The following is a 19,474-nucleotide window of genomic DNA, read 5'->3' on the forward strand; positions in this document are numbered from 1 at the left end:
TCTTACTCCACCCGTAAAAATTCAAAAATCGGTTGATATAAAGCAAAGGAATAATGGTCACAGGCATACTGCAATAAAGCGGTTGCATCTTGTTCCTGCAAAATGAACTGCCAATCGCGGTGCAATTTACAGGCTTCATTCTGGGTCATATCAAAACCCGAGAAATCCCCCGTATCATTCCAGTCTTTCAATACTTGCTTTTGACTCTCTTCAGTTAACACCTGAGTTGAATCCTGCTCAATCCACTCATATTGCTTGCCCTTTTCTAAAGACTTTAATATTAAGGCTGCAGGCAAAACCACAGGTTGCTGCTGTGCATCGTGCCAAAGCCGTAACCATGCATTTAAATAATGCTGTGCCTGCTGTGAACTTAAGCCTTCACAAATCACGGTCTGATCACTAAATACCACAATTCGACGCTTCGCTGTGGCATCATCACTCTTCATTACCGCCCGCCAAAGCAGATATTCCAGCCAGACTTTGGCAAAGCGCTTGGCACGTGCACTGGAAGCATCCAAACTGACCCAATCTTGGGTCTGCTGTTTCGGGGTCACACAGGCGATTTGTAATTGTTTCGAGACCCGCCAAACCCGTTGCGTGGTTTCAGTCGGTGCTGCGGCATATTGCTGCAAGCGCTCCAACAAGCGTTGCTGCTCTAAGCGACTTTGCTGCCAAGCACTGTGCTGAACTTTGCCAACGGGCAACTGATCTTGCAACAGACTTTGAGAGAGCTGGTCATCCTGCTGCTGTAAAAAATGCCGAATGGCATATTTACCGAGACCATCGAGTAATAATGGTTCAGATTGATCAAGCAATGTTTGTGCAGTTAAATTTTCCACACCTAAAGTTTTTAAATACAATCGTGCAGGGAAAGTAACATCCTGAATCCATTGCTGACTCTCCAAAATAATCATTTCATTCTGTTCAACAGGATAGGCGGTATTGACCCATGCTTGCCGCTCACCTTTGACTTGCTGAATTTGTGAAGCGACCTTAAACCATTGATCTTGGAAGCGCACAGGCCGATTCGAAACAAAGCCGAGTGGATCAAAAGGCTGTAACCGATGTAAATGATACAGCGGGTAAAGCTGTGGCGGGATTTGTAATGCATCCAATCCAGCTAAATCCACTTCTGATAAAGCAGGACTATCTTCGCTGCTAGGCGGTTTTACAATCAAAGCCAAATGCTCGCGGAAGCCCTGCAACACACTGGATGGTTCTCTGATTTCGCCATCATTGAGATCAAAGCCATTATAAAACAGCCAAACCTGTTCTTGTGCCAATAAGATGGCATCCAAAAATGCCCCCTGATCATCCTCCAAACGAGAACGATCACCCAATTGCTGACGCAGTGCATCCATCAAATCAAACGGAATATGACTGTCTCGATTTGGAAATTTACCTGTATCCAAATTCAACAGTACAATCAGCCGATAAGGAATCGGGCGAATTTGTCCAATCTGACTAAAGGTAATTTGTCCTGTCGGTTCAACTTGCGCAGACTGACTTTCTAATGTGCGCTGAATTTCTTCAATAATATAAGGCAAAGGTAAGGTAATTTGGCGCAACTGCATTTCTGCATCGTCATAATAGCTGGCCAGAGTCAGCATCCGTTCCTGCTTCTGAATAATTTCACGGATTGCTTTTAATGCCACCACATCGGCTTGCTCAAACTCTTGTACATCCTGTTTAATCCGTTGCAACCAGACCTCAACAGGCAACCGCTGTCCTTGCTCATGTGCCACCAGCCAATCTCGACGCGCTGCTAAATCTTGATAGATCTGAATCAGAATACCAATAAGTTCAAAATCACTTGGCTGCACCAAGGCATAACTGAGCATATCCTGCACCATCACATGGGCAGGCACAGCAATTCCTAAAGCCAAACGATCCAAAGCAAATTTAAAACTATAACGATAGTCTTGATCTTCATCACTCAGACTTTGCTTTAAGTGTTGTTCATCTAGACCTCGTTTAAAGCCAGCATCATTGAGCATGGCTAAAATGCGTTGTGCCTGCGTATAATCCAGCCCATAACGTTGTTGCGTCGCGGAAAGATTGAGCCAATCAGCAAAGTCATCCTGCGTAAAACGACCCTGTGTCAATTGCAAGCGTCCAAGTACCGCACGCCATGCATTTAAGGTATCTAACTGCGCCACCCCTGCAATTTTTACCGGTAAGAACACTTCATGTTCATTTGCAACCGCAGGGAACACGCTACGGATCAAAGGCTCTAATTCAGCTAGATTCGAAGCCAAGATCAATACGTCATTTGGACGACGTGGCTGACCATCCGCCTGAGATAGCCAATGGACCAACTGCTCTTTTAAGACCTCAAGTTGTCGTATGCTGGAGTGGCATACGTGGATCTGAATGGATTCATCTTCTGCTGCAAGCTTATATTGCTGCGACTGTGGCTCTGCCAAATAGAAGATATCGGATTGAATTTTACCGAGTAGCGTTTCAGGAAACTGCTCTACAAAAGCATCGACCCACTTACCTTCATCTCCAGTTGCCAGTTGCGACAACAGCGAAAAGTGGTCACGTGCCTGCTTGCCCAAACGGGTCAGCAATGGATGTCGAGACTCACGATTTAAGGCATTGAAGCCCAAACTGAAACTGTCAAAAAATGCAGCAATTTCTGCGTCGCTGGCATTGGGATGTTTGGCGATATAGCGCTCTTTCACGCCCAGATCATAACGCTTCTTCCAGAGTGGATCGACACTGTCAGCCCAGTATTCTTGTGATGGGTTATAGTGCAAAATCACCACATCCAGATATTGCCCCAGACGACGTAAAAAATGCAACTGGCTCGGTGGTAAATCTAAAATCGTAAATACAATTACCTGACTTGGCAGTTGTGTCAACGCTTTCTGACGTGTCTGCTGATTGTCTAGAAGCTGCCAGAAATCAGCATCAATGCTTTGTATTTCAACAAAATCATCATGAAAGTAGTTTTGCCACAACCAACGCTGCCAAGCTTCCAACTGTTCTGTTTGTTGTAAGCTAAAAGCTGAAGTTTGCTGATCTGTTTGCGCAACCAATTGTTCAATATTAAGGGCTTTATTCTGCCCCCACGTCGATAGCCAATTACTGCTACAGGTACAATTACTTTGGCAGCCGCGTTGACAATGACCACGATAAATCATGTAGTTATTAAACAGTTGTGAAACCTGCTCCGCCACCCAATACAGCATACTTTGTTTTTTTAGTTGTTTTTCAGTGCCTTGTTGCAGTTGATCGGCACTGGCATAAATCCGCTGCACAATCGAATATAAAGGGTGCTCTTGTACAAGACTATTCTGTTCGGGTTGAATAAAAGGCTGTAAAGCTTGATGGATGCGCCACTTTAAAATCAAACGCGGAATATTGGCTTTACGCACTTGTTCTTTATTTTCTAATACTTGCTGATAGGCATACCACTGAAAACCACGAATGCGTTGATGAAATTGATAGTTGGCAGTCATGCCTTGTTGTTCGGCAATTTTCTGCGTCAACCATTGTTCTTGTGCAGGACTGGGAACGATAAAATGCTGAGTTTTAAATACCTGAAATGGAGAAGAACTCGGTTGGGTGATTGATGCCATCACACCTTGTAATAACACTTCAAGGCGTTGACTTTGAATAACATGAATACCCATCTACGAATATGACCTCATCAGGAATGCTTATTGTATTGCACGAAAACGTACATATTTATCACTATACAACTTCATATAACTATGTCACGTTAAACACACAAGGAAATAAATAAATTGTTTTGAAATTCACCACTCAATCCGATTGAATGTACTATCGAGGGATAGACTTTAGGTATAACTTTATGAAAATTGAAAAAATTCCTGATTCGATTGATCCAAGCTTAAATTTGGAGCAAATTCGCGAAGAGTGTTTGGCACTTACCAAAAATCGTGCATATTGGTCTGCAGGTGCAGCGATTGTACCCATCCCATTTTTTGATGTGGTCGTTGATTTAGGTATGCTCACTCAGATTATTCCTTATATTAATGCGCGTTTTGGTTTAGCACCTGAACATATCAGTGTCTATGATCCTGAAACGAAAAAAGTGCATTGGGATGAGCTACGTAAACGTGGTTTCGAATTTTCAGGTTTTGTGGTAGCGCGCACTGCAATGAAAAAATCTTTTAATGGCTTTTTCACGAAAATTGCCACCAAGCAAGTGACCAAGTTTATTCCTTTAGGTGGACAATTGGTCGCTGCAAGCCTTGGTTATTTCATGATGCGTAAAATTACTGAAGCACATATTCAAGATTGCTATAACCTTGCTAAACGAATTCAACAAAAAAGTCGCAGTACTATTGTGGCTTAATAGTATTTGATGACGACAAGGCGGTTTAATCCGCCTTGAGTTGTTTTAAAATCGCCTTTAAAACTTCGATCCGTGCTGTATTTTTATCATCGGTAGCGATTACATACCATGGTGCATAATCTGTGTTGGTTCGTTCGAACATATCTGCAGCAGCTTTTAAATAATCATCCCATTTATCACGATTACGCCAATCTTCTTCAGTAATCTTGAAACGCTTATGTGGGGTTTGTTCACGATCTTTAAATCGAACTTCTTGTTCATCCTTACTGATTGCAAGCCAAATTTTTACAATCACGGTTTGACTATCAACCAAATTTTCCTCAAACCGATTAATTTCATTATAAGCACGTTGCCATTCAACGACTGAAGCAAAACCTTCGATCCGCTCAACCAAAACACGACCATACCATGTACGATCAAAAATGGTAATTTTTCCGCCATCATTGAGTTTATTCCAAAAACGCCACAAATAAGGACGGCGTAATTCATAACGTTCAGGTGCAGCAATACTATGAATTTCATATTCACGTGGATCTAATTTTTTAACAATTCTTTTTATTGCTCCCCCTTTACCTGCGGCATCCATACCTTCAAAAGCAACAATCACTTTTCGTTCGTCGTAACGTAATGCATCAGCTACTTTTTTGGTTAATTTGTTCAATTCTTCTTTGTAGTCATCTTTATCTAAGCTTTGTTTTGACGGTTCTAACAGTGCTGTTGGAATTTGTGCTTGTTGCCATTTTTCCGTGACTTTAGTTTGATGGTCAGGCAACTCTTGTAAAGTTTGTAATATGTATTGAGCAAAACATTGATCACGTAGAGCTTCGTCTTCACCATCAATCACAAACCAATCATCGGTAAATCTTTGGCTTAACTCCTGTAAAGTATCGTATTGTTTTTTATTGCGCCAATCTAAACCATGTAATTTATGCCAATGTTGTTCGGACGCATCAATTTGGTCTAAGCGTTTTTGTAAAGACTTCCAAGATAGATCAAACCAAACTTTGACCACATGTACATTATTATGCTGTAAGTCATGTTCGAATGAACGCATCTGATCAATATAGGCATCAAACAATGTTTCATCTAATGGTTTTGACACATGCATGGCGGTTGACAGCAAATCACTGTACCAATTCCCAAACATCACCACGATCTGACCTTCGGCAGGAATAAAGCGCGTATAAGACTGCCAAAAGGTTTGATAGGTCGTTAATAACCGTGGTGCATCTGCTTTAACTCTTAAATAGCGTGGATCTAACCATTCACGTAATTGCTTAACCGCCTCGCCTTTCCCTGCTAATTCAATCCCACTTACTAAAATCAGAACACTTTTTGCATTTTTTTTATCTTGGCTATCTTTTAAGGCATATTGTGCTTCAATCAAATCTAAAGAAAGCTCATCTTCATCGCGCAATTCAAATTTTGGTTGTTGTACACTCATGTTCTGCTCTAAATGGCTCATTATTAAGAATAAGTATAGTGAAATCTATTTCACTGCATGCAAAACCCTTGTACAGTTTCTGTAGAGTAGAATCAGTGTATAAACATACTGACCGATTGTTAGACATTTAGGGTTTAAGCTGTCATGGTTCTTCGTTATGATGCAGCCTATGATTTTCTGGTTTTATTTTCTTTGAGTTCGAACATGTCAAAACTCGCAGCATTTGATCATCTTTTATTACAATACCAAACTCTGAATTACCACCAAAATCCAGCACTTAAGCAACGTCTGCATGAAGTACAAGCGTGGATGAAAGCACGCATCGCAGAAACCCATAAAGATTTTTTTGCTCTGCCTGAAAATCAACTGATGGCACAGTATTTTCTCAATCGCTTATACGGTGGTCCTGATTTTGATGCGATTGCACAACAAATCGAACGCCTGTTGAAATATGCACATAAAGCAGAAAGCTTACTTCCTGAAAATGCAATTAAAACAGGAACAAAATCGGTCAGTCTTGCTGTACTTGCCACTCAACTCGATGAACAAGTCGCAGAACAACTACTCAAAGATTATCCTTTAGAAACACCATTAACTGATGAAATCATGCGCCAGACCTTAGTCAAACTCGATCAAGGTGATGTACGTTATGAACAATTACAATTACTTGACGAGCTTGGTCTCACATTAGATAAGTATATGCGCTCTACGATGATGTATGCAGCTTTTAAAATGTGTAAAGGCATTGCAACCAAATATCAATTTGAACGTATGTACGAGTTTATCCAAGAAGGTTTTGCTGCAATGAAACCAATGAAGTCTGCTGCAACGTTTATCAAAACATTTACGGCAAAAGAACGTGAGATCATCGAAAAAGTCCACGCTGGTCACCCAAACCCATTTCGTGACTAAATTGAATTGATAGCCATCCCTCTTCGTGTTAGGAGGGATTATTGAATTCCAAAACAAAAATTAAAAATGCTTTTGAGCGTGTGACTTTCTGTATATTATTCATAACAATGATATGCTAAACCCTGTAAAAAAATACAAAATCTGTCATCATGCTTGCTGATTCGTGCCGCTAGAGCGAAAGTTTAGGAGAAAACAATGTCTAACGAAAACCAACAGCCTACCCCAGAAGTTGAGCAAAACCCAAGTTCAGACAAAGTCAGTCCTTTCCTCAGTTCTCCACTTCCTCAAGGAGCACCTCAAGGTCAACAGCAATCGTTACAACAAGGTTCAACATCAACACCGAATACATCAGTACCAAAATATAATTTGCCACGTGGTGCCAACACGGGAAATGTTGGAGCAACCACTCACTTTGGCTATCAAACTGTAAGCAGTGATGATAAAGCACAAAAAGTTGCTGAAGTTTTTCATTCGGTTGCAAGTAAATACGACATTATGAATGACCTGATGTCATTCGGTATCCATCGTATTTGGAAACGTTTTGCGATTAATATGTCAGGTGTTCGCCGTGGTCAACATGTACTTGATATTGCTGGTGGTACAGGTGATTTAGCAAAAGTATTTAGCCGTGAAGTCGGTCCACAAGGTCATGTCGTACTCTCAGACATCAATGAATCAATGCTAAATGTAGGTCGCGATCGTCTGATTGATGCTGGCTGTACTAACGTTGATTTCGTACTTGCGAATGCTGAAACATTAGAACCCTTTGCCGATAATAGTTTTGATTTAGTGACTATCAGTTTTGGTTTACGTAACGTGACGGATAAAGATGCCGCACTACAAGCCATGTATCGCGTACTTAAACCAGGTGGTCGTTTATTGGTTCTCGAATTCTCTAAACCTGTGTTCGAACCATTCTCTAAGCTTTACGATCTTTATTCATTCACTGCATTACCAATCATGGGTAAACTCGTTGCAAATGACTCTGAAAGTTATAAATATCTTGCAGAATCTATTCGTATGCATCCAGACCAACGTACCCTCAAAGGCATGATGGAAAATGCAGGCTTCCAAAGCTGTGACTACCATAACCTCACTGGTGGTATTGTTGCAGTTCACCGCGGATTCAAACTTTAAGGCTTAAGATATGTGGTCGATTTTAGCACTCGGTGCAGTCGAACGTATCATTCATCATGTGATTGATTTGGATGCGATTACACGTATTCAACTCAATCAACTGCAAGGGCAATTATTACGTGTTGTGATTGATAGCCCACAACTCTCAGTTGATGTTTTTTTTGATGAAAATAAAGTTCGTCTAGAGCCCACCGTAACGGGACATAGTCAAAAGTCTTCTATTTTTGAACAGCGTCCATTTGATCCTCAATACAAAATCACCGATGCAACAGCAACATTACAAGTTGAAAATGTTGTTGAGTTAATTAAATTATTGCTGAGTGATATGGATCAGATTGGTAATATTCCCCTACAAGGCGATTACCATTTATTACAAGATATTCAAAGAATTATGCAGCAAGCTGAGCCTGATCTCGCTGCACATTTATCGCCTTGGATTGGCCCACAACTGGCACATGAATTGGGTAAGATTCAACTTGCACCCAAACAACTCAAGCGTTCATTACAAAGCCATTTGTTCTTTATTGAAGATACTTTAAAAGAAGATAGTGGTTTATTTGCACCACGTTGGCAAATGGATGATCTTCATCGCGAAACGCGTCAACTCAATCAAGAATTAGATCGTTTAGAAGCGAAATTTCAACAGTTACACGCTTCATTTAATCCAGCAAAACATTCCTCACAAGACTAGGTAAGATTTTATATGATTCCGCATGTTACACGGTTACTCGAACTCTGGCGTATTGCAGCACATTATCGCCTTGACACCTTGTTCCCTGCGGAAGAATTACCAGTTAAAGCCCGCCATGCCCTAAATATTATCAAAAGCCATCCTGCGGCATGGTCAAGTCGAGAGAAAAAAAATCCACTCAAGCTTAAAGAAGCTTTAGAGGATATGGGTCCGTTAGCCATTAAACTTGGACAATTGCTCTCTACTCGCCGTGATTTGATTCCACCAGAAGTATTATCACAATTAGTGTTGTTACAAGACCGTGTCAAACCGTATGACACCCAATTGGCCAAACAACGCATCCAAGAATCGCTCAAAGCAGATGTATCCACATTATTCTCTCGCTTTGATGAGCAACCCCTTGCTGCGGCATCGATTGCACAAGTTCACACTGCGGCTCTGCATGATGGTCGTGAAGTAGTGGTGAAAGTCACTCGCCCTGATATTCGTAATCAAATTCTGCAAGACTTTGAAATCTTAGCTTGGCTGGGCGATTGGCTTGAAAATCGTTTAGAGGCTGCTCGCGCCTTACATCTGACTGAAATCATTCAAGACTATCGTCAAATTATCTTGAATGAGCTTGATCTGAGTCTAGAAGCGGACAATACACGCCGAATGCGTCACTACTTCACTGGCTCAAGCATGATGTATGTGCCCGAAGTTTATATGGACAGTAAAGATGTCATGGTAGCCGAACGCATCACAGGTGTGCCTATTTCAGATATTGCAACCTTTGATCGTTTGGGTATGGATCGTGCAGACTTGGCTGAAAAAGGTTTAACCATCTTCTTTACCCAAGTATTTCGAGACAACTTTTTCCACGCCGACATGCATCCGGGTAATGTGTTTGTTGAAACCATTAACCCAAGTAATCCGCGCTTTATTGCTCTAGATTGCGCCATCATGGGTGAACTGTCAAAACATGACCAGATGACAGTTGCCCGTATGTTGCTTGCAGTAATGAATAGCAACTTTATGCAACTGATTCAGATCGTACATCAAGCAGGTTGGATTCCACCGGGCACAGATCAAGATGCCTTGTCACGTGAGATGCGCCGTACCGTTGGTCCAATGGTATCAAAACCGATGGATCAATTGGATTTCGCAGGAATTTTGATTCAGGTGATGGATATTGCACGTCGTTTCCATTTGGAAATTCCACCGCAATTAATGCTACTACTCAAAACATTGGTACACGTTGAAGGTTTAGGTACTGATCTTTACCCACAACTCGATATTTGGAAGCTGGCTAAACCGATTTTGACCGAATGGGTTAAAGCCAATATGAATCCGGTCAAAAATATCAAAGAACTTGGACAACAAATCCCAGATCTATTATTAGGTGCTCAAGATATCCCAAGCTTACTGATTGATAGCTTGAATGGTTTGAAAAATCAATCAGCTTGGCAAGATAAGCAACTCCGTGAAATTCAGCAAATGCGCTTACAAATGCAACAACAGCAACGCCGTAGTTGGATGTTTGGTAGCACCATGCTGATTATGCTCACCATTGCGATTATTAGTCCTTGGTTTGTCTCCATCATTTTAATCGTATTGAGTGCACTGATTGCAGTTTGGCGAATTATGAAATAAGTTCAAAAATCCCTTGCTCTGAAAAGGGATTTTTTATGGTTAAGATTTCTTTTCAAAAATCGTTTAGTTTCAATTAAGATCATAACTCAACAAATTTATAGATCCTTAAAAAGAATAAATAATGAAAACACCACATTTTGCCATTATTGGTGCAGGTACAGCGGGACTGGCGACTGCGATTTTGCTCGCACGAGAAGGTCATCAGGTTACGATTTTTGAACAGGTTGAAGAACTATCGCCTGTTGGCGCAGGCTTGTTGCTACAACCTGCGGGTTTGGCTGTTTTTGAACATTTAGGCGTACTCGATCAGGCGTTAAAACTCGGTGCAAAAGTCACAGGTTTAGAAGGGCAACTTTCCAATAAACGTCTCTTGGTGAATAGCCACTATCATCAGGCAGGTAAGAACCATTATGGTCTTGGTATTCATCGTGCAACCTTATGTCATGTCTTAACTGAAAAATTGGCGGAATATGCAAGTCATGTCACTTGGCGAATGAGTCATAACATTGAGAAAATTGAAGAGCAGCCGAATGAAATTCGATTATTTGGCACTCACCAACAACATAACTTTGATGACTGTTTCGATGCGGTATTGATTGCCAATGGTGCGCGCAGCCAACTCCGCCCCAAAGCTTGGGTCAAGGTTGATCAAGCTTATCCGTGGGGAGCTGCATGGACAATCGTGCCTGAATGCCTAAGCTTGAATCCTGAAATTCTTCATCAATTTTATGATCGATCTAAAATCATGATGGGCGTTCTGCCAACAGGTGCTATCCCAACTGCTCCTCAGCAAAGGCTTTCCAGTGTATTTTGGAGTTTGCCGACTTCACAACTGCAATCATTCTTAAAAACGGACGAATCAAAACAGGATTGGTTACAGCAAATTTCTAAGCGCTGGCCCGAAGTCGCAGAATGGCTTAAACAGCTTTTATTGGATGCAAAAAATCAACCGCAATGGTTATCTGCTCAATATCGTGATGTGGTGATGTCTCGATACGGACAAGGTCGAATCGGGGTAATTGGTGATGCTGCACATGCCATGAGTCCACAATTAGGACAAGGTGCGAATATGGCACTTTTAGATGCGTGGGCTTTTTCCCAATCATTACACGCCGCTCAGAAAAATCAGCAAATTGACTGGTCGATATTATGGCAACACTATCACCAACAGCGTCGTTCCTCGACACAGTTCTATCAGTTCCTTAGTCGTTTACTGACTCCACTTTATCAATCTGATCATTGGTGGGCAGCTGGTATACGTGATCTCACTTTCCCTTGGATGTATCAAATCCCCTATTTTCGTAAAGAAATGGCGATTACCATTTCAGGTTTAAAAACAGGTATGTTCCAACACATGAGCTATCAACAGATTGCGATATACCAACAAAATCAAAATGCCTTGATTCAAAACAATCAATCATTGCCTGAATATGACTAAGATCAAAAACAAGAGTTGAATTAAATATGAAAATTAGCCATTTAGATCATTTGGTTTTGACCGTTGCCGATATTGGAATCACTTGCCAGTTTTATCGATCAGTCTTGAATTTTGAAGTGATTACTTTTGGTGAAAACCGCAAAGCACTACAATTTGGTCATCAGAAAATCAATTTGCATCAAGTTGGCAAAGAGTTTGAACCTAAAGCATATCGTCCAATCGTAGGTTCTGCAGATTTATGCTTTATTGCAGAAACGCCATTAGAAGAGGTGATTAAACATCTGCAACAGCTTAATATTAAGATTGTTGAAGGGCCAATACAGAGAACAGGTGCTGTAGGTAAAATGGTCTCAGTTTATCTTCGTGATCCAGATCAGAACTTGATTGAAATTTCGAATTATCTCAACACTTAAAAAATTAAAATTCATCAATAAAAATAAGGTTAGACATGAAATATAGTTTTCTATGGGCTTTGTATCGGCAGAAAAAATCTAGTGTGATTATTTATATTGGATTGTTTTTATTACCGAGTTTATTGGATATTTTAAGCTTTTTTGATAAGAAGTACTCTTTTCATTTTTGGTACACAAATCAGCAATCCACAGTCGGACGTATGGTTGAAAGTTCCAGTTTTTGGTGGATGATATTATTTAACTTGATTCCATTCTTTTTATTACTTTTTATTCATCAAAGATTTTTAATTAGAATGCTGATTATTTGGGCTTGCTTATCGGGTGGCTATTATGTGCTTAATAGCTGGTTTATCGCTGATTATGCAAATTCAACTGTATCTACAATTATTTTGACTCTAATTTTGATTCGATCTGAAAATAGTAAATTACTAAGATCATCTATCCAACCCAGCACCTAAAGCATTTTTTCCCGAACAAGCATAGCCAACCCTAGTCACAAACGCTACACTAACGGCTTTCCACTCAATGGATTTTTCACTCATGTCAAACTGGTTAGATGAAGTTAAATTTGATTCCAATGGTCTTGTTCCTGCCATTGCACAACATCATCAAACTGGTCGAGTGTTAATGGTTGCATGGATGAATCGTGAAGCATTACAACTGACGGCTGAAAAAAATCAAGCCGTGTATTACTCACGTTCACGTCAAAAATTGTGGCACAAAGGCGAAGAATCAGGGCACTTCCAAACAGTGCATGAAATTCGTTTGGATTGCGATGCTGATGTGATTATTCTGCAAATTGAACAGCATGGTGGAATTGCTTGCCATACAGGTCGGGAGTCTTGTTTTTATCGTAAACTCACGCCACAAGGTTGGGAAATTGTTGATGCTCAACTGAAAGATCCAACCGCAATTTACGGCGCATCTGCGAAAGTCGAAGCACACGATCATGGTCAGGCTGAACAAGTTGACGTACTCAGCCACTTAGGTCGTTTGATGCAAGAACGCAAAAAAGCTGAAGCAGATAGTTCTTATGTTGCCAGCCTATACAAAAAAGGCATCAATAAAATTTTAGAAAAAGTCGGCGAAGAAAGCGTCGAAAGCATTATTGCAGCCAAAGATTATGCAGCACATGCTTCTTTAGAAAATAAGCATGATCTGATTTATGAAGTTGCAGATTTATGGTTCCACACGATTGTCATGCTCGGCTACTTCGACCTTGATCCACAAGAAGTCCTTGATGAACTTGCTCGTCGCCAAGGTCTATCTGGCTTAATTGAAAAAGCCAACCGTAGCCAAGAAGCGTAAACCTCGCCTGTGTCGAATATCGAGAAACCCAAAGCTACCTATGAGCAAGCGATTGCGATAGACAATGCACGTTTAGGTCAGTCCTTTAAAGTGATTGCCTATGCTGGCACAGGTAAAACGACAACTTTACAAATGATCAGTGACGCCATGCCCGAACGGCGTGGTATGTATTTGGCTTTTAACAAAGCCATTGCATCGGAAGCACAAAGTAAATTTCACGGCAATGTAAATTGTCGTACCTTTCACTCTCTTGCCTTTCGTAGCGTACCGCGTGGCGTGACTGATAAATTACGACTACCTCGCTTAAGCCCAAGTTTTATCGCTAAAGAATATCGTTTAGAACCAATCACACTTCGTCGTCTCATGGGCGGACGTTATGAAAAATATGTACTGATGCCAAGTCGTCTTGCGAGTTTGGTTGCCAATGCTGTCAGCTATTTCTGTTCGACCAGCTCACAATATCCTGCCCCTCGCCATATTCAAGCGCCAAGCTGGTTGCATCAAGATGATATTGAATCGTTACAACAACACTTATATCCAGCAGTTGAACGCCGTTGGTTAGAGTCAATTGATCAAAACCATCAAGCAGGGATTGGTCACGATATTTACCTCAAACTTTGGGCATTATCAGAACCCAATATTCCAACAGATTATGTTTTGTTTGATGAAGCACAAGATGCTGACCCACTCATGTTGGGTATTTTACTACGTCAAAAAAGCACACAAGTGATTTATGTCGGTGATGCACATCAGCAAATCTATGCTTGGCGTGGCGCGGTCAATGCTATGCAGCAAATGCCTTTACATGAAAGTCGCTTAACGACTTCATTCCGTTTTGGTGATGCGATTGCTGATGTTGCCAATAGTCTGCTTGGTGCATTAAACGAAACTGTTCCGCTACTGGGCAATCCAAATATTAAATCGAGTGTAGTGAATAAACCCCATACCAAAATGCGCGATGCAATTTTATGTCGTACCAATGCGCGTGCAATGGAACTCCTACTTTCTGGTTTAGTGCATGGCGACAAAGTCAGCCTACAAGCTGATCATCAAAAACTCAGTCGTTTTGTGGATGCCGCTAGTTTACTCAAACAAGGCAAACGCATTACCGATGTACCAGAGCTTGCTTGGTTTAATTCATGGCATGATGTACATGAATATTGCGAAACGAATGACGGGAGCGACATCAAACCTTTAGTCAAATTGGTCGATGATCATGGTACTGAGCCACTCAAGAAAGCACTTGCCAAAATCACGCCGATTGAGCAAGCAGATTATGTCATTTCAACTGCACACAAAGCCAAAGGCTTGGAATGGAATCGTGTGCATATTGAAGATGATTACCAATTTAAAATAAATGGCCTAGAACATAAAATTACAGATGAGGAATTAAGACTACTTTATGTTGCCTGTACTCGTGCTAAAGTAAGTTTAAATATTCATCATCTTTACGATTTAATACAACAATTAAAACGGGGCGCTCCCTCAAGTCTTCGCCAGTCCGTAGGTTAAAGCGCTTATGTTCAGGGAGAGCTTATGCAACTTGAATCAGTGCTATTTAAACATGTTGGCATGTTTCGCGACTTAACTATTGAATTTCAACCGACTCAACGTCCAATTACACTTATTTTAGGTGAGCAAGCTACAGGCAAAACTACAATTTTAAAAAATATCTATCAAGCCTTAACGTGGTTTTCCGCACGTTATAAAGATATTCGCACTGCAGGTGTGGTGATTGCTGATCAAGATATTTTGTTGACACGCTTACAAGCCAAAGTTCAGGTCCAAGTTAGAATGAGCAGCGAATTAAATCATCATCTACCAGAAAGTATCTCTGCACAAACGACTGACACTCAGAACTGTAGTTGGAAGTTATTTAAAACGTTTAACAGTCAAGGCATTGGAATTAGCCAAGTTGAAACGCAGCAACTTGATCAAATGGTATCGCTATACCAAAAAACCAGTCTTCAAGATCCATTATTTGGATTACCGTTAATTGCGTATTATCCTGCCGAACGCTTTGTACAAGAGGTTAATTTACAAAGCAAGAATGCGCCAGGAACACTACAAGATATTGCTGCCTACGATTTAACAGCGATTCCATACACAACTTTTGCGCGTTTCTTTGAGTGGTTACGAGAAATTAGTGATGTTGAAAATGCTCACTCTGCCCATATCGTCAGACGTCTTATTGGCAACGATTTCAGTCAGCAAAATCAATCAGAGGTTTTGCAGCAATTACAACAAGAACTGATGAATCATCCTAAACAACTTTCAGCACCTAATTTATATGCGCTGAAAAAAAGCTTACATACCATCTTTCCAGAATTGAATGATATCTATATTCAATATATTCCTAAACTTCAATTAATGGTGCGTTATAAAGATCAGACCATTCCCTTTCAGCAATTATCGGCCTCTCTTAAATCATGGATTGCATTGGTCGGTGATATTACACGTCGTTTATGCTTACTTAATCCACATTGTTTCGACCCATGTTTAGAAGGTGAAGGCATATTATTAATTGATCAAATTGAGCATCAGTTAGATCAAAATATGAGTGCCGAAATTTTAGAGCGTTTGCATCAAGCATTTCCAAGATTACAAATTATTGTTTCAGGCAATCGTGATGAATTATTAGAACATGCTTTAGAATATCAATGCTTCAGGTTAGGTGATAAAGAAATTTATGAGATTAATCTTGAGAAATCTCAACAACAACTTTCACAACTCTATAATGAGTTAAGTCAATCAGAAAGCATTCTCTTGCAGCAGAATCAACACTTATTAGAATCAGAAAATTTGGTCAGTAAAGTTGATGAACTCTTTCATCAAATCCAATCACTTGATGAGCAAGAAAAGAGTAATTTGCTTCATCTACTTAAAATTGATGATACCCCTCAAGAGACATCACTTTAAGATTGATTGCATCATTAATCCTTATAAACTAGAGGTCAATTTTTTCTTTTGAATAGGTCTAACACTAATTGTAGGGATGCGCATTTGATCCAAGACCAGATCTCTATCCCTCTTATGTATACAGATAAGCGGATGGAAAATATTCAATTAAATTGCGAACAAAAAACGTTGATAGACAAATTTTAGCGACAAAGATGTTGTTAGTTTCATGTAATAACATCAGATTTTTGTTGATTTTTTATAGTAAAATAAAATTCATTTTTTACTTTCAAGTTGTGCAATACAGCTTGCTCTTTCCGTTAACTTGATTGGGTTTCGAGACTTGAAACTTTGGCTTTCTCTTTGAACGCCTTAAGTCTTGGAAGAAAATCCACCATTAGGTCTCTCTCGACCTAAATCATCGACATGGATACCAGTGTGCTACCGATTATTATTTTATTACCACTCATACTTGGCACAACCCTTGTCTCACAATTGCAACGTATTTCACGGGGTATGACGGCAATTGGAGCAATTGGCATTAGCCTGAGTTGTTTTATTTTACTGCTTAGCCAAGCTGAAACGGTTTTACAGGGTAATGCCCTGCAACAGAGTTGGGAATGGCTTCCACAACTGGGCATCAATCTTAGTTTTCGCCTTGATGCATTAGGATTATTGTTCGGTTTACTCATTAGTGGGATCGGCACACTGATTTATATTTATGCCTATTATTATCTCAGTCCCAAAAACTCACTCAGTAAACTGTATCAGTTGCTCATGCTATTCATGGCAGCAATGCTTGGAATTTCACTCTCCAACAATTTGATTATCTTACTGGTATTTTGGGAACTGACCAGTATTTCTTCATTCTTGCTCGTGGGCTATTGGAGTCAATATGATGCCGCCCAACGTGGCGCGCGTATGGCACTCACGATCACAGGGATGGGCGGTTTGGCGATGCTAGGGGGCTTTGTCCTCTTAGGACAAATCACGGGTACTTACCAGATTGACCAATTGGTGTTAATGAAAGAGTCTATTCAACAGCATCAATTATTTGTTCCTACCCTACTGCTCATCTTACTAGGTGCATTTACTAAAAGTGCGCAATTCCCATTTCACTTTTGGTTGCCAAATGCAATGGCAGCACCTACACCTGTTTCAGCCTATCTCCATTCAGCAACGATGGTGAAAGCAGGTATATTTTTATTAGCACGCTTAGCTCCACTCTTTATTGGGGCAGCGTTGTACCACAATATCGTAACCTTCGTCGGTTTATTCACTTTATGTATGGCAGCGGGTTTCGCCATATTCAAAGAAGATCTCAAAGGGCTTTTAGCTTATTCAACCATCAGCCATTTAGGTTTGATTGTTTGTTTACTCGGCATTGGTTCACCACTCGCTGTTGCAGCAGCAATCTTTCATATCATTAATCATGCAACATTCAAAGCTGCTCTTTTCATGATTGCAGGCATTATTGATCATGAAACAGGAACACGTGATTTACGTAAGCTCAATGGTATCTGGCAACTTCTTCCATTCACAGGTACTTTAACCATGATCACCGCTGCTTCGATGGCTGGTGTACCACTGACCAATGGCTTTATTTCCAAAGAGATGTTCTTTACGGAATTACTGGCAAACCTATCAGGTCCAGTAATGATAATTGCAGCGATCGTGGCAACTTTATCCGGTATTTTTGCTGTTACTTATTCTATTCGCTTGGTACATGGTGTTTTCTTTGATGGTGGGATTGGTAAACACGTTCCTAATAAAGATGCGCACGAACCACCTCTCGGAATGCGCTTGCCTGCGATTATATTAGCGACATTATGTATACTAGTCGGCATTCTGCCTGCTCTATTGGCCGGAACAGTGGTGAATAGTGTAACGCGTGCGAGTTTGGCTCAACCTGAATTTGAGGGTGTTCACTTAGCGATTTGGCACGGTATTAATGCACCTTTAATCATGAGTCTGATTGCATTGATGGGTGGTGGTTTATTTTACTTTAGCCTCATTAAAAATGAGCGTTTACGTAAAATTGACTTAGACCCTTATTTAGGTAAATTCCAAGGCAAACTTTTATTTGAATCATTCCTGAAGCATCTCTTACTTACCAGTCGAAAAATCAAACAAAAGACTGAAACAGGTTCTCTACAAAGTTATCTTCTTTGGATTGTTTTCTTTAGCATTATCATGGTGGGTTTACCCTTATTCAATCAGGGTTTAACAACTGGCACACGTGAGCTTACCCATGCTCCATGGATTGCTGTGGTCTTATGGCTCACATTATTCTCTGGCTGTTGGATGATGTTGTGGTTCCACCACGAACGGATTAAAGCTGTTTTAATTAGTGGTGCTGTTGGACTTGTCGTCACCATGGTGTTTGTAACCTTATCTGCACCAGATCTTGCACTCACTCAAATTACAGTTGACGTTGTTACTACTGTTTTATTGTTGATGAGCTTATCGCTATTACCGCAGTTAACCCCTTACGAATCGAGCCGTCCACGCCGTTGGAGAGATGCAAGCTTAGCAATCGCAGGTGGTATCGGTATTGGTTGGATTACATGGCTAATATTAACGCGAGAACATAATTCAATCTCATGGTTCTTCTTACAGCAATCCCTCCCATTAGGCGGTGGTTCAAATGTCGTCAATGTCATTCTAGTTGATTTCCGTGGTTTTGATACCTTCGGTGAAATTACAGTATTGGGTATTGCGGCAATAGGAGCACTGTGTCTCATGGATGGTATGCGTGCACATGGCACCACCATGACACAAGGTTTATCTTATCGTTTTAACCCTTCACCATTGATGTTACGTATTTCAGCCTCATGGGTACTTCCCCTCGCCCTTGTCGTCAGTATTTACATTTTTATGCGTGGTCATAACTATCCGGGGGGTGGCTTCATTGCAGGTCTGATTACGGCAATGGCGCTCATCATTCAATATATTGTTTTAGGTCAAGATAGAGCTGAACAACTGATCAAAGCAAAATCTGGTCGTTTATATGAGATTTGGATTGGCTCAGGTTTAGCAATTGCAGGTTTAACGGGTATTGCAGCTTGGTTTTGGGCACGCCCATTCTTAACAACAGCACATATTTATATAGAACCACCATTATTTGGAAAAATGCATTTAGCTTCGGCTGTGTCATTTGATCTCGGGGTTTATATGACCGTTGTTGGCGCAACAATGCTGTTAATTTCAGTCTTAGGTGATTCGCGTCACTCAAGTATGTCTGGACCTGTTCCAAGTGGAGATAAATAAA

Annotated in this window: 14 protein-coding genes; 12 read left to right on the forward strand and 2 right to left on the reverse strand. The window is 40.6% G+C overall.

Annotated elements, in window-relative coordinates; all coding sequences use genetic code 11:
• Positions 1-2: 2 nt before the first annotated feature.
• Positions 3-3,641 (reverse strand): exodeoxyribonuclease V subunit gamma, encoded by a 3,639-nt coding sequence (locus AC0JIQ_RS14620; protein ID WP_474202067.1) that lies wholly within the window; start codon positions 3,639-3,641, stop codon positions 3-5.
• 182 nt (positions 3,642-3,823) lie between these two features.
• Here AC0JIQ_RS14620 and AC0JIQ_RS14625 point away from each other — a divergent pair, with 182 nt between their 5' ends.
• Positions 3,824-4,330: a hypothetical protein gene (locus AC0JIQ_RS14625; protein ID WP_005218564.1), complete on the forward strand. Its 507-nt coding sequence runs from the start codon at positions 3,824-3,826 to the stop codon at positions 4,328-4,330.
• A 25-nt stretch (positions 4,331-4,355) separates the two neighbouring features.
• On the opposite strand, the gene pap is transcribed toward AC0JIQ_RS14625, so the two are convergent.
• Positions 4,356-5,774 (reverse strand): polyphosphate:AMP phosphotransferase, encoded by a 1,419-nt coding sequence (gene pap, locus AC0JIQ_RS14630; RefSeq protein ID WP_004659237.1) that lies wholly within the window; start codon positions 5,772-5,774, stop codon positions 4,356-4,358.
• Positions 5,775-5,978: 204 nt separating this feature from the next.
• Between pap and AC0JIQ_RS14635 the strand changes: the two genes are divergently transcribed.
• From AC0JIQ_RS14635 to AC0JIQ_RS14685, 11 genes are all read left to right on the forward strand, one after another.
• Entirely contained in the window at positions 5,979-6,686 is a 708-nt protein-coding gene (locus AC0JIQ_RS14635) for a DUF8198 family protein (RefSeq protein WP_474202068.1), read from the forward strand.
• 195 nt (positions 6,687-6,881) lie between these two features.
• Positions 6,882-7,823, forward strand: a complete 942-nt coding sequence (ubiE, locus tag AC0JIQ_RS14640; protein WP_004659241.1) for a bifunctional demethylmenaquinone methyltransferase/2-methoxy-6-polyprenyl-1,4-benzoquinol methylase UbiE — start codon at positions 6,882-6,884, stop codon at positions 7,821-7,823.
• A 10-nt stretch (positions 7,824-7,833) separates the two neighbouring features.
• Positions 7,834-8,514 carry a ubiquinone biosynthesis accessory factor UbiJ gene (locus tag AC0JIQ_RS14645; RefSeq protein ID WP_474202069.1) on the forward strand — a complete coding sequence of 227 codons (681 nt, stop codon included), beginning with the start codon at positions 7,834-7,836 and terminating at the stop codon, positions 8,512-8,514.
• Between the two features lie 12 nt (positions 8,515-8,526).
• Positions 8,527-10,146, forward strand: a complete 1,620-nt coding sequence (locus AC0JIQ_RS14650) for an ABC1 kinase family protein (protein WP_474202070.1) — start codon at positions 8,527-8,529, stop codon at positions 10,144-10,146.
• Between the two features lie 121 nt (positions 10,147-10,267).
• The gene (locus tag AC0JIQ_RS14655; protein WP_474202071.1) at positions 10,268-11,584 is read left to right on the forward strand and encodes an FAD-dependent oxidoreductase; all 1,317 of its coding nucleotides are present in this window, start codon (positions 10,268-10,270) and stop codon (positions 11,582-11,584) included.
• Positions 11,585-11,610: 26 nt separating this feature from the next.
• Positions 11,611-11,997 (forward strand): VOC family protein, encoded by a 387-nt coding sequence (locus AC0JIQ_RS14660; RefSeq protein WP_474202072.1) that lies wholly within the window; start codon positions 11,611-11,613, stop codon positions 11,995-11,997.
• Between the two features lie 35 nt (positions 11,998-12,032).
• Positions 12,033-12,455 carry a hypothetical protein gene (locus AC0JIQ_RS14665; protein ID WP_474202073.1) on the forward strand — a complete coding sequence of 141 codons (423 nt, stop codon included), beginning with the start codon at positions 12,033-12,035 and terminating at the stop codon, positions 12,453-12,455.
• Between the two features lie 82 nt (positions 12,456-12,537).
• Positions 12,538-13,305 (forward strand): bifunctional phosphoribosyl-AMP cyclohydrolase/phosphoribosyl-ATP diphosphatase HisIE, encoded by a 768-nt coding sequence (hisIE, locus tag AC0JIQ_RS14670; protein WP_474202074.1) that lies wholly within the window; start codon positions 12,538-12,540, stop codon positions 13,303-13,305.
• Positions 13,306-13,314: 9 nt separating this feature from the next.
• On the forward strand, positions 13,315-14,817 hold the full coding sequence (locus tag AC0JIQ_RS14675; protein ID WP_474202075.1) for a UvrD-helicase domain-containing protein: 1,503 nt from the start codon (positions 13,315-13,317) through the stop codon (positions 14,815-14,817).
• 24 nt (positions 14,818-14,841) lie between these two features.
• A complete protein-coding gene (locus tag AC0JIQ_RS14680) occupies positions 14,842-16,224 on the forward strand; it encodes an ATP-binding protein (protein ID WP_474202076.1) in 1,383 nt (460 codons plus the stop codon).
• Between the two features lie 405 nt (positions 16,225-16,629).
• Entirely contained in the window at positions 16,630-19,473 is a 2,844-nt protein-coding gene (locus AC0JIQ_RS14685) for a monovalent cation/H+ antiporter subunit A (protein ID WP_474202077.1), read from the forward strand.
• Position 19,474: the final 1 nt, after the last annotated feature.

Source organism: Acinetobacter sp. FB (genome assembly GCF_056033405.1).